At 56.2% G+C, this 13,916-nt stretch carries 12 protein-coding genes; 3 read left to right on the top strand and 9 right to left on the bottom strand.

Features of this window, described 5'->3' with window-relative positions; all coding sequences use genetic code 11:
* Positions 1-11: 11 nt before the first annotated feature.
* The 4 genes from GVK32_RS10305 to GVK32_RS10290 are packed head-to-tail and all read right to left on the bottom strand — an operon-like array spanning position 12 to position 5,021.
* Positions 12-1,127, bottom strand: a complete 1,116-nt coding sequence (locus tag GVK32_RS10305; protein WP_227697841.1) for an ABC transporter permease — start codon at positions 1,125-1,127, stop codon at positions 12-14.
* Between the two features lie 6 nt (positions 1,128-1,133).
* Positions 1,134-2,261: an ABC transporter permease gene (locus tag GVK32_RS10300; RefSeq protein ID WP_159869071.1), complete on the bottom strand. Its 1,128-nt coding sequence runs from the start codon at positions 2,259-2,261 to the stop codon at positions 1,134-1,136.
* A complete protein-coding gene (locus GVK32_RS10295) occupies positions 2,258-4,030 on the bottom strand; it encodes an ATP-binding cassette domain-containing protein (protein ID WP_159869068.1) in 1,773 nt (590 codons plus the stop codon). Before GVK32_RS10295 ends, GVK32_RS10300 begins: the two co-directional genes overlap by 4 nt.
* Position 4,031: 1 nt before the next feature.
* Positions 4,032-5,021 (bottom strand): HlyD family efflux transporter periplasmic adaptor subunit, encoded by a 990-nt coding sequence (locus GVK32_RS10290; protein ID WP_227697840.1) that lies wholly within the window; start codon positions 5,019-5,021, stop codon positions 4,032-4,034.
* Positions 5,022-5,164: 143 nt separating this feature from the next.
* On the opposite strand from GVK32_RS10290, the gene GVK32_RS10285 reads away from it, so the two are divergent.
* Entirely contained in the window at positions 5,165-5,806 is a 642-nt protein-coding gene (locus GVK32_RS10285; protein ID WP_159869062.1) for a TetR/AcrR family transcriptional regulator, read from the top strand.
* Between the two features lie 269 nt (positions 5,807-6,075).
* On the opposite strand, the gene GVK32_RS10275 is transcribed toward GVK32_RS10285, so the two are convergent.
* Positions 6,076-6,516, bottom strand: coding sequence for a GNAT family N-acetyltransferase (locus GVK32_RS10275; RefSeq protein ID WP_159869059.1), 441 nt, complete (start codon positions 6,514-6,516; stop codon positions 6,076-6,078).
* Positions 6,517-6,756: 240 nt separating this feature from the next.
* On the opposite strand from GVK32_RS10275, the gene GVK32_RS10270 reads away from it, so the two are divergent.
* Together GVK32_RS10270 and GVK32_RS10265 are read left to right on the top strand one after the other, a co-directional pair.
* Positions 6,757-7,767 carry a LacI family DNA-binding transcriptional regulator gene (locus GVK32_RS10270; RefSeq protein WP_159869259.1) on the top strand — a complete coding sequence of 337 codons (1,011 nt, stop codon included), beginning with the start codon at positions 6,757-6,759 and terminating at the stop codon, positions 7,765-7,767.
* Between the two features lie 115 nt (positions 7,768-7,882).
* The gene (locus GVK32_RS10265) at positions 7,883-8,908 is read left to right on the top strand and encodes an AraC family transcriptional regulator (protein ID WP_159869056.1); all 1,026 of its coding nucleotides are present in this window, start codon (positions 7,883-7,885) and stop codon (positions 8,906-8,908) included.
* Here the strand turns inward: GVK32_RS10265 and GVK32_RS10260 are convergent.
* The 4 genes from GVK32_RS10260 to GVK32_RS10245 all read right to left on the bottom strand — a co-directional run bounded on the left by GVK32_RS10260 (position 8,862) and on the right by GVK32_RS10245 (position 13,802).
* Positions 8,862-9,914, bottom strand: a complete 1,053-nt coding sequence (locus GVK32_RS10260) for an alpha/beta fold hydrolase (protein ID WP_159869053.1) — start codon at positions 9,912-9,914, stop codon at positions 8,862-8,864. The genes GVK32_RS10265 and GVK32_RS10260 overlap by 47 nt on opposite strands.
* Before the next feature lie 299 nt (positions 9,915-10,213).
* The gene (locus tag GVK32_RS10255) at positions 10,214-11,665 is read right to left on the bottom strand and encodes a tagaturonate reductase (protein ID WP_159869050.1); all 1,452 of its coding nucleotides are present in this window, start codon (positions 11,663-11,665) and stop codon (positions 10,214-10,216) included.
* Positions 11,666-11,768: 103 nt separating this feature from the next.
* Positions 11,769-12,299, bottom strand: a complete 531-nt coding sequence (locus GVK32_RS10250; RefSeq protein ID WP_123707980.1) for a GNAT family N-acetyltransferase — start codon at positions 12,297-12,299, stop codon at positions 11,769-11,771.
* 90 nt (positions 12,300-12,389) lie between these two features.
* Entirely contained in the window at positions 12,390-13,802 is a 1,413-nt protein-coding gene (locus GVK32_RS10245; RefSeq protein ID WP_200842859.1) for a GGDEF domain-containing protein, read from the bottom strand.
* Between the last annotated feature and the right edge of the window lie 114 nt (positions 13,803-13,916).

Genomic DNA, 13,916 nt, shown 5'->3' with positions numbered 1-13,916 from the left:
GAATACCTGTCTCAGTAAAGTCGATTGCGGAACAGCCACGCAGCAAGCGGCAAGGTGATCGCCGCCATAACCAGCATGGGAATAAAATTAAAGGCCACATCAGTAAAGCCGGCCCCTTCCAGATACACCCTCCTGACCAGGTCAATAGCAAACCGTAGCGGATTAGCATAAGTGAGGGTATCGAGGATGGCAGGCATGGTCTGCACAGGCGTAAGCAGGCCGGACAGCAGCATCAGCGGCATCATCAACAAGAAGGTGTAGAGCATCGCCTGCTGCATATTGATGGAAACAGCAGAGATAGACAGGCCAATACCCACCGCCGCGATGTTAAAGCTCAACAGGCCAAAATAAAGCAGCGTGACAGAACCGTTCATGGGTATCTGGAACCAGAACAGGATTATCAGCAGGATAATTGTTGACTGGACCAGACCGACCATCACCGAAGGTAAAGCCTTGCCAATCAGAAGTTGCATTGGCGTGAAAGGCGTTACCAGCAACTGGTCGAAAGTTCCCTGTTCCCGCTCCCGGGCTACCGACAGGGCTGACAGCATCAGCGTCTGCATCATGCTTAACGCGGCGATCAGGGTAGGCATTAGCCCCCAGCGGGATTCCAGGTTGGGGTTGTACCAGGCACGGGTTTCGACGGAAATCGCTGGCTTGCTGCCGCTTCTGCGCTGATTAAAATCAGCCACCACGGCACTGATATAACTGGCCGCAGCACCGGCTGTGGAGGAATTACGGCCATCCAGGATCACCTGAAGGGGCGAGGTATCGCCATTATTGAGCTTGTCTTCAAAGTCTGCGGGGAATGTCAAAACCAGCAACGCATCTCCGGCAAGCACGACATCCTGAATCTGTGACGCTGCCGTGAGCGTGGCCGTGCGGTTGAACACGCCCGTCCCGTCCAGATGTGTTAACAGTTCTGTCGATGCCTGTCCCCGGCTCTGATCGAGCACGGCGTATGATACATGGTTCACATCGTAGGTCGCGGCATAGCCAAACAGCAGCGCCTGCATAAACGCAGGGGCGAACAATATTACCCGGTTAGCCGGTTCCTTCAGAATGGCGAGAACCTCTTTGCGGATCAAAAAGCTGATGTGGTGCAGCCAGGTGGTTAAACTATTCATCAGCGTTTATCTCAGTCTTTTGCGCAAAGAAATGCGCGAAGCGTTTATCAGGACCAGCGCATAAAGCGATAAGATCCCGCACTCTTTGAAAAACATCTTCCAGTCATCGCCGCCCAGAAAGAGCGTTTTGATAAGCGACATAAAGTGAGTGGCTGGCAGGATCTGGCTTATGACCTGAATGACGACCGGCAGATTGCGGATATCAAAGACAAACCCTGACAGCATCATGGCGGGCATAAAGCTGGCTATCAGCGCCACCTGGCTTGCCAGGAACTGCCCAGGTGCAAACCCTGATATGGTGAGCCCAAGCCCCAGTGAAACCAGCAGATAAAGCAGGGAAGAAACAATAATTGCCCACAGGGACCCGCGAATCGGCACGTCGAACAGATAATGTGAAGCCAGCAGACAGACCACCAGATCTATAGTGCCGAGCACCATATAGGGCGCGAGCTTCGCCAGCACCAGTTCAAGAGGCCGCACCGGGGTAACAAAGAGCGCTTCAAGCGTGCCACGCTCCCGCTCTCGGGCAATTAATAGCCCGGTGAGGAATGCGCCTATCAGCGTCAGGATCAGGACGACCAGGCCGGGAACAATGAACCAGGTACTGTTGCCGGATTCGTTAAACCACATGCGCTGTTCAACGGTGACGCTGCCTACAGAAAGCTGACTCCCGCCCCGATCGGCAATTACAGCAGACTGCGTAGCCAGCGCCCCGGTAACGTAACCCTGGGCAGCGCTGGCGACACTGGTTGATGCGCCATTCACAAGGAGCTGGAGCTGTGCATTACCCGCTGTCAGACGTTGCGCGAAGTCGGAAGGAATACGCAATATCGCATCCGTTTCCCCCTTACGCAGCGCATCCTGTGCGGCATTAAAACTGGTATATTCCTGAACCGATAAGTACCGACTGCCCTGTAACGCCGTGACAATCTGCCAGGACTGCGGTGTCCGCTGCTCCTGAACCACGCCGATCCTGGCATTGCTTAAATCAAACGAAAGTCCGTAACCAAACAGCAGGATTAGCACAACTGGCAGGAGCAACCCGACCGCAAGGTTACTTTTGTCCCGTAAAAGCTGACGCGTTTCTTTGCGTGTCAGGGAGATAAGACGGCTGCGGAAAGTGGAGTTTTTCATGCCTTCGCCTCCTGCTTGTGTTCCTTCGCCCGGGCATTTTCCACAATGGCAATAAACGCGGTGTTCATATCAGCAGCATGCTCCAGACCCGCTTTCTGCCGCACTTCTCGCGGCGTACCCAGCGCCAGCATTTTCCCCGCGTCCTGAATCGCTATACGGTCGCAGTACTCCGCTTCTTCCATAAAGTGGGTGGTCACGATGACCGTGATACCTTTGTTGGCCAGTTCGCCAATGGTGTACCAGAAAGCACGTCGTGCCAGCGGATCAATACCGCTGGTCGGTTCATCCAGAAAGACAATTTCGGGTTCATGCAGCAACGCTGCCGCCATAGATAAACGTTGTTTGAAGCCGCCTGGCAGTTCCCCGCTGATAGCATCGGCATCCAGGTCGAATTGAGCGAGGGAAGTCTCTATTTGCTGCACCAGATGTTTACCGGACAAACCGTAGGCCCCACCGAAAAACGTCAGATTTTCACGCACCGTCAGGTTGCCGTATAAGGCAAATTTCTGAGAAACGTAGCCGATACGGGCGCGGGCTTTTGCCCGTGCTGTCCGCAGATTCATTCCGGCTACCTCAAGATGACCGCTGGTTGCTGGTAGCAGTCCGCAGAGCATTCTGAAGGTTGTCGTCTTTCCGGCCCCATTCGGTCCGAGCAGGCCAAATATTTCGCCACGTCTGACCTCGAAGGAGGTACTGGCAACGGCCGTAAAATCACCGAATTTACGCACAAGATCCCGAACAACGATAACGGGTTTGCCCTCAGCTTCTGCGCTTTGCTGAGTGGAAACCATATCGGCCTTTACCGGACCTGAAGGGGCCTGTTCATCCTGATGCTGCGCCTGATGAAGCAGAACCATAAAGCCATCTTCCAGTTCGGCATCGCGGCGAGTGGCATGATGTTCCCGGGCAAGGGACTCATCTCTTTCAGACTGACAGATAAAACGTACGGCATCGCCTTTCGGGACGGCGTCGATAACGTGTTGGCGATTCTCCAGCAATCGGGCCTGTAGGCTACGAGCTTTCATTCCGTCTGGCGGTGTGGCCTGCCACGTCAGACCATCGGCCTTTTTACGCAATTCGTCCGGCGTTCCCTGCGCCAGAATGCGTCCCTGATACATGACATAGACCTGAGCACAACGCTCAGCTTCATCCATGTAGGCCGTGCTGATTATCACGCTCAGCTGTTCATCCTGAACCAGCTGCTCGATGATTTTCCACAAATCGCGGCGCGACAAGGGATCAACCCCCACACTGGGTTCATCTAACAGCAATAAGTCAGGCGAACGCACCAGGGTGCAGGCCAGGCCGAGTTTTTGTTTCATCCCTCCGGACAGCTTGCCAGCCGGTCGGTCTGTAAACCGGGTGAGATCGGTTATCGTCAGCAGACGTTCAAAACGTTCCTTTCGGGTCTGCTGGTCAACGCCATGTAAATCGGCGTACAGATCCAGGTTTTCCTGAACGCTCAAATCTTCATACAAACCAAAGCGCTGAGGCATATAGCTGATGCGGTTCTGTACCGACTGAGGGTCGGTGTTGACGTCCGTCCCCAGCACGGTAAGGCTGCCGGAAGAGGGTGCATACAGACCGGCGATAAGACGCTGGAAAGTGGTTTTCCCTGCACCGTCAGGCCCGACGAGCGCGGTGAGCTCCCCCGCCCGAATGTTCATGGTCAGGCTGTCCAAAGCACGGACTTCAGGCGCGTTTTTTGTCGTGCTGGGGAAAACTCTGACCAGATCCTGCGCAATGACGACGTCAGTTTCAGCTGCCATGTTATTTGCCACTGTCCGCAGAAGGCGTATTGATGGTGACGGTGGCTGGCTGCCCCATGCGCAGCACGTTATCAGGGTCTTTGACCACGATACGTACCTCGTAAACCAGATTGGTTCGCAGCTCTTCAGTCTGCACAGATTTTGGCGTGAACTCAGCCACTGAGGAGATATAACCAATCCTGCCGGTGACCGGTTTATCCGGGAAAGAGTCAGTGACGATATCAGCATTCATACCTGATTTGATGCGTCCCAGATCGCTTTCATTGACCCAGACACGTACCCATTTTGGTTCGCTCAATGCCAGGGTATACACCGCTTTCTGGGCGCTGGTCATATCACCCGCTTCCTGCAGGCGTGCTCTTACCACCGCATTAACCGGTGCATGTAATTCCGCCTGTGAAAGCCGGTATTGCAATAACTCCAGATCGGCTTCAAGTGCTTTGACCTGGGCCACGGTGGCTTCCCGCTGCTCTTTGCGCACGCCTTTAACCATCAGCGCCAGACTTGCCTGGCGCTCTTTCACGCTGGCCTGAGCAATACTCAGGTTATTTCTGGCCGTATCCATTTCCTGTTTGCTGATGCCTTTGCCACGGGTGTTTGAGGCAATACGCTGAATGCGCGAGAGATCCTCCCGGGATTTGGTTTGTTGCGCCACGGCTGACGCCAACTGCGCTTTTGCCTGAGCTATTTCTTCAGGACGTGCGCCGGACTGTTGCTCTCGCACCGTTTGCTTCTCAGCATCCAGACGTGCCTGAGCCTGTTTCTCCTGTATCTTCAGCGCCCGGGTATCGAGTGTGGCAACCACTTGCCCTGCCTCAACCTTATCGCCTTCCTCAGCCATTAATGCGGCTATCCGGCCGCTCTCTTCAAACGCCAGTGATACCTGACGGATATCCACGTTGCCATGTAAAGTCAGACGATTTTTATCATCATTATTTCGACTATAAAGCCAGGCTACAGCGGCCACCGCTACAAGCGCAATAATCACCACGCCTGCTATTATTTTTTTATTCATTGCGACTACTTCCCTCTACTGACGCTCATTTCACGCACTTAGTTTAAATTCAATTTAAACTTTAATTGTGAGATAATAAACCCTGTCGCTGAAAAAAAATCTTACAACTGGATTTATCTATGAGCCGAGCACGTCGCAGTGATGGTGAGTTAACCCGGGAAAAAATTCTGGAAGCCGCAGGTGAACTGATAGCCGAACAGAGCCTTGCCCGAACGACGAACAAGTCGATAGCCAGTGCCGCTGAGGTTGACCTGGCGGCCATCAACTATCACTTCGGTGGCAGAGATGGGCTGTATCTGGCGGTTTTGGCACGGGCACACCGCCACTATCTGGACGGTGAAAAGCTGACAGCCCTGGCAACAGGCGCACTTCCTCCGGAGCAAAAGCTCGGTCAGTTTCTGGAAATGTTCATCTCAAAACTGAATGAAGGAAATGGCTGGCACGGGCGGGTCTTTGCGCGGGAATTGCTGGCACCTTCAGTTCAACTCACCGATTTTGTGAACAGCGAAGGAATGGGGAAAATACAGGCGGTGCGGAAAATTGTCAGTGAAGCTGCCGGTATCAGCGAAGACGATCCTGCATTACTGCCCTGCATGTTAAGTGTGGTCGCACCCTGCATGATGTTGATCGTGGCAGGTAACAGAATTCCCGGGCCGGTGAGAGAAATTGCGGCGATGCAGACTCAGGCACTGACCGACCACTTTAAGCGTTTTTCACTGGCGGGGCTGAAGGCAGTCAGAGACGTTAATCACAGCATTTGATAGATAACAGGCCGATTAAGTAATCCTGTCCTAACATTTTCCCGATGGGACCGGCTGAGGTCTAACTAACGGCGCCGCAGCGGGCGCCGTACTGCCGGATTTACCAGGGGAGATGGTGCACCAGGGAAAGATCCCAGGCGGTAGCCAGCAGTGAAAGAAAGATGATCACATTAACGGTCGTCTCGATGCGTTTTTCCATTTTTGATTCTCCTGAGTCGTTTTCCGCTATTAGACAGGGAAAATCTTAATAACTTCTTATCGCCAGCGGCTTAGAGCATGACCCGATAGCGGACGTAATCATCCGCTGGGGTGAACTCATCATACAGCTTACGGGCGGGATTATCAGCACGCGTATGCCAGTAGAGGCGCGACCACCCTTTCGCTTTCCCTTCCGCGTGCAGCGCCTGCACCAGCGCTCTGGCGACTCCGCGTCCGCGCATTGCCGGGTCAACGAACAGATCTTCCAGATAGCAAACGGGCGTTTTCACCCACGTTCCTTCGTGAAGGACGCAAATAGCGAACCCGACCACCCGGCCGTCAACGACCGCAGCCCGGCCGATAACCGGAGATGCGCCGCCCAGCAGGCGTTGCCAGGTGTATTGCGTCACATCGTCAGGCTGAGGACTGCCGTAAAAACAGGTGTAACCCTCCCACAGCCCAAGCCACTGCGATTTGTCCTGCGGCTGCAGCTCGCGAATATTGATAACCATCGTACTCTCCCACCTCATCTGAATAGGCCATTATTTTCCTCGAAGAAAATGACTTCAAGCGCTTCCGGCGCAATTTGCCACTGTCGGCCCTCGGCGGCGAAAGTTTTCCTGTGGCCGCTAAAAGCGATGAGGGTCACAAACCGTGCCGATGAGCCGCAGGAAAGGTCAACGGCAGCGCTTTAGTCTGCCTATGTGCCGGGTCGTTAAGGTATAATGCGGTTTCTCAAGGGGAGAGGGATGATGAAGCGGAAAAACAAAGTCACAATGAACGATATCGCCCGTACGGCGGGTGTGTCACAGGCAACGGTATCGTTGGTCCTTAATCAGTCCCGGAATATCAAGCTGAGCGAGGAGACCCGTCAGCGGGTGATCGCCGTCGCGACCGAGCTCGGCTACGACCGTCTTCCGGCGATTCACGCCCCGCGAAATCAGGAAGAAGTGGCGCTGCTGGTCAGCACCCTGCAAAGCTACGATCCCTTTATCGATGCCATCAGTCAGGCGCGGGAGGCGGCCTGGCGCAATGAAGTGCTGCTGACCGTCTATGATTACGGCGACGACGTCGAGCTGGCAATTAATATTATTCGTCAGCTGGAACAGCGTAACTGTATCGGCATTATTCTCGCCTCCCCGGTGACCACGCTTGTAGATATGACCGATTTTCAGGACTGCACCCGCCTGCCGCTGGTTCTGCTCAACCAGCGCGACCCGGATTCGCCGCTGCTGCCTTCGTTTGTTCCCGACGACTACGCCAACGCGTTTCAGGTGACCCGTCATCTGATCTCCATGGGCGCGACGCGCATCGCGCACATCACCGGAGAAAGCTGGATGGAGGCAACCCGCCAGCGGCTGGCGGGGTATCAGGCGGCGCTGGAGCAGGCCGGACAGACGTACGATGAGCGCCTGGTGCGCCGGACCAACTGGCAGTTCAGCGAGTCCTTCACCGCCACCTGTTCTCTACTGGAGCAGCAGGATCGCCCGGACGCCATCTTCTGCGCCAGCGACTGGCTGGCGATCGGCTGCTATCAGGCGCTGGCGGTCAACGGTGTCCGGCTGCCGCAGGATATCCTGCTGGCGGGATACGACGATCAGAAAATATCGGAACAGCTCACCCCGCCGCTCACCAGTATTCAGCTGCCCTACAGCGAATTAGGGCGACTGGCGGTGGAGTATCTGTGCAATCAGGAGGATGCGGCAACGCACGTGATGCTGGCCGGTCGGCTAAAGGTGAGATCCTCCAGCACTCGGGAATAAATTCTTAATAAACGCCTGCTTGCAGAACATCACGTCGGAGGCGACAGCGCGCCGGGATATGTGTCACTATTCCCGGTAATCATTCCCGGCAACTTTCCGTTCTGGTACGGCTGACATGCTTTCAGTTCCTTTTCCGCTTATTACCTTATCCGCCCTGCTTATCCTGCTGGCAACGGCCCTGTTTGCGCCAAAACAGCGCCACGCGGGCACCCTGCGTTTCGTGCTTGCCTGTATCGTGCTGGTTGCCGTCAGCACGCTGCGCTGGGAATATGAATCCAGCATCCTGCGCAATATCCAGTCCGGGCTGGCCATAATGCTGCCGCCGCTCGCCTGGCACTGTTTTGTCTCGCTGACTGAGATCGGCCGGCGACGTCACCTGCTGCTGCTGTTCGCCCCCGCCGCTGTCGCCATCGTTATCAGAATTTTCTGGCCGCCGGCGACGGATCCGGTCCTGTTTTTACTTTTTGCCGGCTACGGGTGCAGCCTGCTGCGCCTCGCATGGCGCGGGGAGCACCGCTTCACCCTCAGCCGTCTCACCGAGTCGCCGCAGACCACGAAAATGGCCTTTTTTGCCGGCTGTTTTCTCTGTCTATCGGCACTGACCGACCTTGCAGTGACGTTTGACTTCAGCCTGACCGGCGGCAGGCTGGCGCCGGCGATCGTGATGGGTTTTCAGGCCGCGCTCCTTCCGCTGATTGCGGCGGCTATCGTCATTGCGGGACGGCCGGCGGCGGTTGCGCAAGCTGAGAGTAAAGCCGCGCTCCCGACGCGGGCCGCGCCGCCAGCGGAAGAGCTGGCGAAAGTTTACGCCGGCCTCGATAAGCAGGTGCGGGAGACGGAGCTCTATCTCAATCCCGACCTTACGCTGAGCCTTCTCGCCAGAAAAACCGGGATCCCCGCACGCCAGCTCTCAGGGGCGGTCAATGCTATCAGCCAATGTAACGTCTCGCAGTGGATTAACGGTTTAAGGATTGAACGGGCGCAGGCGCTGCTGCTCAGCACCCCGCTGCCCGTTACTGAAATCATGTTCGCGTCTGGATTTACCACCAAGTCCAATTTTAACCGCGAGTTTCAGCGCATCTGCGGCCTGTCGCCTACTTCGTTTCGTCAGCAGGCGGGTGGTAATCCAGTGCCGAATTAAGAAATCTGCCGATCTTAGGTATCAGCGCCTGGTGAATAGCGGCGCGGTCTCCTCCGCTACCGTCGCGACAAACGATGCCGTCACCGGGCGTCTCTTCCTCAATAAGCGCCTCGGCGCCAGGCTTGCACAGCTGCATAAAGCTGAAATGGGTGGCCCCTTCAACGACCTCATACTGCCTGCGCTGCGGATTCAGGTTGGCCGCAAGGTAGCCTGACTCCTGCTCCGCATCGAGGTCCGCCAGCTTGTCCGCCTGGGCCGAAAGGATCAGTACCGGAATACCGATCGCGCGCAGGCTCTGCGGGGTAAAGCCGGGGGCGAAGCCGGGATCCACAGAGACCACCGCCTTGATTCTGGCATCCCGGAGGTCCGCAAAGCGCGCATCCTGAGAGCGGGCGCCATTGATGCCGAGCTTTTGCGTTAACCGGCAGTCGCCTCGCTGCGCATGGTGCTGGCAGTCGCGCAGCATGCGGGCAGAATCGAAGCGGGCTCCCGCCAGCGACATCACCGTCCATCCGCCGAGAGAGTGACCTAACGCGGCAATTCGACCGGCGTCTACCTCCCCGACCAGCGCGGAAGAACGCAGAGTAAAGTCAATTACCTGGCTGAGATCCTGCGGACGTCGCCACAGGCGCTTTGCATCGCGCGGATCCTGATTAAAGGTGGTGGTTCCGGGATGGTCCGGCGCCACGACAATATATCCCTGCGCGGCCATGGCCGCCGCTATCCACGACAAATTTCGCCAGTTGCCGTTATAGCCGTGAGAGATAACCAGCAGAGGGTGGGCTCCGGGCCGCACGGGCGCATCGCGGATAACGGCAACCCCTTCGAAAGCGGGATTGGCGCCGACATTTTCCGCTTTTCCTTCAGCAGACGTTGGATACCATACCGCCACGTCCAGGCTTTTCCCCTGCGGATCGGTCAACGCCAGCTGACGAAACCCCGGATCGGCGTGAACCTGGATACAGATAAGTAAAGCCGGTAATAAAAGAAACCCTCTTCTGAACATTATGATGAATCCTGCTGTGCTGAATTGAGGCCCATTTATAGATGAGCCGCAGCGTCAGGGCGTCCCGAAACGCGATCGAGGCCGTGAATTAGCTCATTTACGCTATTTTCGGCATCAGGAGGAGACCACGCCCTCGGATTCAGGCGCGGAGAATGCGCCACCTCCCGTTCTGTAGAACGAAGCGGCGCGGAAGCATCAGGTCTGCTCGCTCAATTTAATTCGCGACCAAATGTATGTTGTAACTATTTTAAAAAGATAAATAACCCGGCAATCGCCGGGTCAACGTTTTGAACTGGATATCAGCAGAGCGGCTTAACCGCCTCGCGCATACCTCTGAGCAGGATGGCATCGAGGTCGAGGGTCACCTGATCCACCAGACCGGGAACCTGGCTCAAATCCTGCTGCCAGTGCGCCTCGACCGACAGCACGGTCTCCACCAGTTCACGGGTACTCAGCTGCGCGTCGCGATGCGCGGACCACAGCGCCCGATAGCGCTCCATCCATTCCTCGTCATCCTGCAGCGGATAGTTTTGCTCATTGCGCTCTCCGCGATAGAACGCCATTAAGGCCGCCAGCGCGAAGGTCAGTCGGGGGGCCAGTTTACCGTTTTTCGCCTGCCCCGTCAGCAGCTGCGGCAGAATGCGGGTACGGTATTTTGTCATGCCGTTGAGCGCAATCGACAGCAGCTGATGCTTAATGTAGGGATTGCGAAAACGCCCGGTCACCGCGCTGGCGAAAGTCTCCAGCTCCTCGCGGGGTAAATCCAGCTGCGGAATAATTTCCTCGTAAATTGCCTTTTCGACGAACGAGCAGATCTGGCTATCGTTCATCGCTTCCCCGACGGTATCCAGCCCTGCCAGGTAGGCAACCGGCACCAGCGCGGTATGCGCGCCGTTGAGAATCGCCACTTTACGCTCTTTGTAGGGCTTAATATCGTCGACAATCAGGACGTTAAGCGGCAGCTTATCAAGGCGCAGCTCCGCGGCCAGCGATTTAGGCCCTTGAATAACGAACAGATAGAAGTGCTCCGCGGTCGCCAGGAAGGCGTCTTTGTAGCCGAGCTGCTGCTCGATTTGCTGCGCTTCATCGCGCGGATAGCCGGTGACAATGCGGTCAACCAGCGTTGAGCAGAAGGTATTCGCCTCATCCAGCCAGGTGCTAAAGGCTTCCGGCAGCGCCCACTCTTTGGCATAGCGCAGGACCAGCTCGCGCAGGGCTTCGCCGTTATAGTCGATAAGCTCGCAGGGAATAATGACCCAGCCTTTATCGCTGGCGCCGGAGAAGCAGCTGTAGCGCTCAAACAGCAGGCGCGTCAGCTTAGCCGGGTAGCTCACCGCCGGGGCATCGTCAAAGCGATCTCCCGCGTGGTAGCTGATGCCTGCTTCGGTGGTATTAGAAAACACAAAGCGGATATCCGGGTTGTGCGCCAGGCGCAGGTATTCGGCATAGTCCGCATAGACGCTGATTTCCCGGGTGACGCTGCGGATCATGCGTGCATCGCTGACCGCCTCGCCCTTCTCGTTCAGCCCGCGAATAATCGTGGTATAGAGGCCGTCCTGAACGCTCAGCGACGGCGGAAACTCGCTCTCAATGGGGCGCACGATGACGACGCCGGCGTTCAGGTCGGTATGCTCATTGAGCAGATCGATCTGCCAGTCGATAAAGGCGCGTAAGAAGTTACCTTCGCCGAACTGGATGATGCGTTCAGGATACTGCGCGCCGGGAAAATCGCGACGATTTAGTGTTTTCACAATGGGTTCCCTCATAGAGTAGTCATACAACCTGAGTAATTGGTGTAATAACTTATCAGCTTTCTCTACGACTAAAACCCCGTTTTGATCAAACCATCGGCGGTTATTGCAGGAACTTATAGAACAACGAGGTGGCGGTCATCTTTCCGTCCGGCATCAGCGCATAGCGCGGAATTTCCCCGGCTTTTTCCCATCCGCACTGAACGTAGAAGCGCTCGGCGCCGCTGCCTGTTGCGGTATCCAGCACCAGAACGGATTTGCCCTGGCCGCGGGCGACCTCCTCCAGATAGTTCATCAGCGCGTTGGCCAGCCCCTGCCGTCTGGCATTTTGGTGAACCAAAAGTTTAGCCACGTCCGCACGGTGAGGCTGGTTTTCCGGCTGGCTGACAATAAGCTGGACGGTACCGACAATCTGATGACGTTCATTTTCCGCCACCACCACAATACGCTCGCCGGCGGCAACGCTTTGCGCCGTCCGCTGCCAGAAGTCGCTGGCCGTTTGCGCGGAGAATGGCAGCATAAAGCTGACCGACGCTCCGCCGTTCACGCAGCTGGTCAAAATGTCGGTTAACGCTTGAATCTGGTCGAGGATTTCTTCACGCGAGAGCGTGCGCAGGGAAAAGGATGTGGTCATGATAGGTTCCTTAAAATTGACCACATCACTATGTTTTTAACCTAAATTTAACACAAGAAAAATCACTATCGTTTTTTCTTATTACCGCCTTCAGGCCAGTCCGGGGGTACAAACGCGATTGCGCCCCGCTTTCTTGGCGCTTACCAGATAGTCGTCGGCGGCCATCAGCAGCTGGTTAAAGAGTTCGGTTATCCGCTCGTTCCCTACCTGACGGGACTCCAGCCCCATGCTCACGGTCAGGCGGATCTGATTCTGTCCCCAGACGAAGGTCTGCGCCTCAACGCCCTGGCGGATTTTCTCCGCCAGCGCCTGGCTCTCCTTCAGCGATGAGGTCAGGGTCGCCACGGCGAACTCCTCCCCGCCGATGCGCGCCACCATTCCCTGCTCGCCCGCCAGCTGTCGCACCTGCTGGGCAAACTGCGCGAGAACGCAATCGCCGCACTCGTGCCCCCAGCTGTCGTTGACCCGCTTAAAGCCGTCAATATCCAGCACCATTACGGTCAATAGCTGCCCTTCCGCCAGCGGCTGCCGCTTCAGCGCCTCGCCCAGCCCGGAGCGCGAGTAAACGCGCGTCTGGAAATCAAAATCGGCGCGCAGCGCCAGCTGTTTCACCAGATTATTTATCGCCTCGACGCTCGAGGCGACGATCACCGGGCTAATCAGCATCGCGGCGATGCCAAGACGGGTGGAGAAGAGCTGCCACGGCTGCATCCGCGCGTCGGGAGAGAGATGAATCAGCGAGTTTGCCACCAGCAGAATTTCGCTGATGCCGGTTATAAACGTCAGCAGGCAGGTCAGCGGTAGCGGATAGCGAATGGCGCACCAGATCAGCGCCGGCAGCGGGAAGGTGATGCTCCCTGCTCCGCCCACGCTAACCCCTAGAATAATCGACAATACCAGCGCGATAACCGGCAGAAGCTGGCGGAAACGGAAGGCGCCGAGCGCGGAAGGCAGCGTCAGCGTCAGAATAAACGGCAGGATCAGCACCGCGGTCGAGAACTGCTCGCTAAACCAGTCCGCCAGCTGAGGAATAAAGGTGGCGCGTTCGACGTCCACCGAACCCAGCGCGCCGACGGCCGCGCACAGCAGCGCCGCCAGCAGGCAATAGAAAAACAAGTTCAGCGCATTAATCGGCCCGGGCATAGAATCGGCGCGTCGTTTATCCCACAGCACCAACTGCGCCAGGGTCACAATAAAAACAATATTGGAGAAATTAATCAGCAGCGAAGCAAAGCCCATTCCCCAGCGCGAGGTTAAGCCGTCATAAACCAGCATCGCGGCAAAGCAAACCGCGTAAAAATAGCTGCGGTTTAGCCAGACGTAACGCGCAAAGATCCCTGCCATCACGGCATTCAGCGGCCAGAAAAACGAGAGTTCCTGTACCAGGCGCAGCATGGCGCCAAAGAAATGAAGCAGCAGCGTTAACGTGAACAGCACCAGCGCATCACGCACGGGCCGCTCCTCACGAAACAGCGTGAATGACCGAATCGACAGTGAAGACATTCAGTAATTATCCGTCTAATTGTTTCAGGCAGTTATTATGTTAATAATTAGTTAGCGGATTATCATAACATGAGAATATTTATCAGGCATACATATGCCTGATTGTTGCGCACT

The organism is Klebsiella sp. 18074 (genome assembly GCF_902705905.1).
GTDB lineage: Bacteria > Pseudomonadota > Gammaproteobacteria > Enterobacterales > Enterobacteriaceae > Klebsiella > Klebsiella terrigena.
The sequence above is the reverse complement of the archived record's forward strand: the minus strand, read 5'-3'. Positions and strand labels throughout refer to the sequence as shown.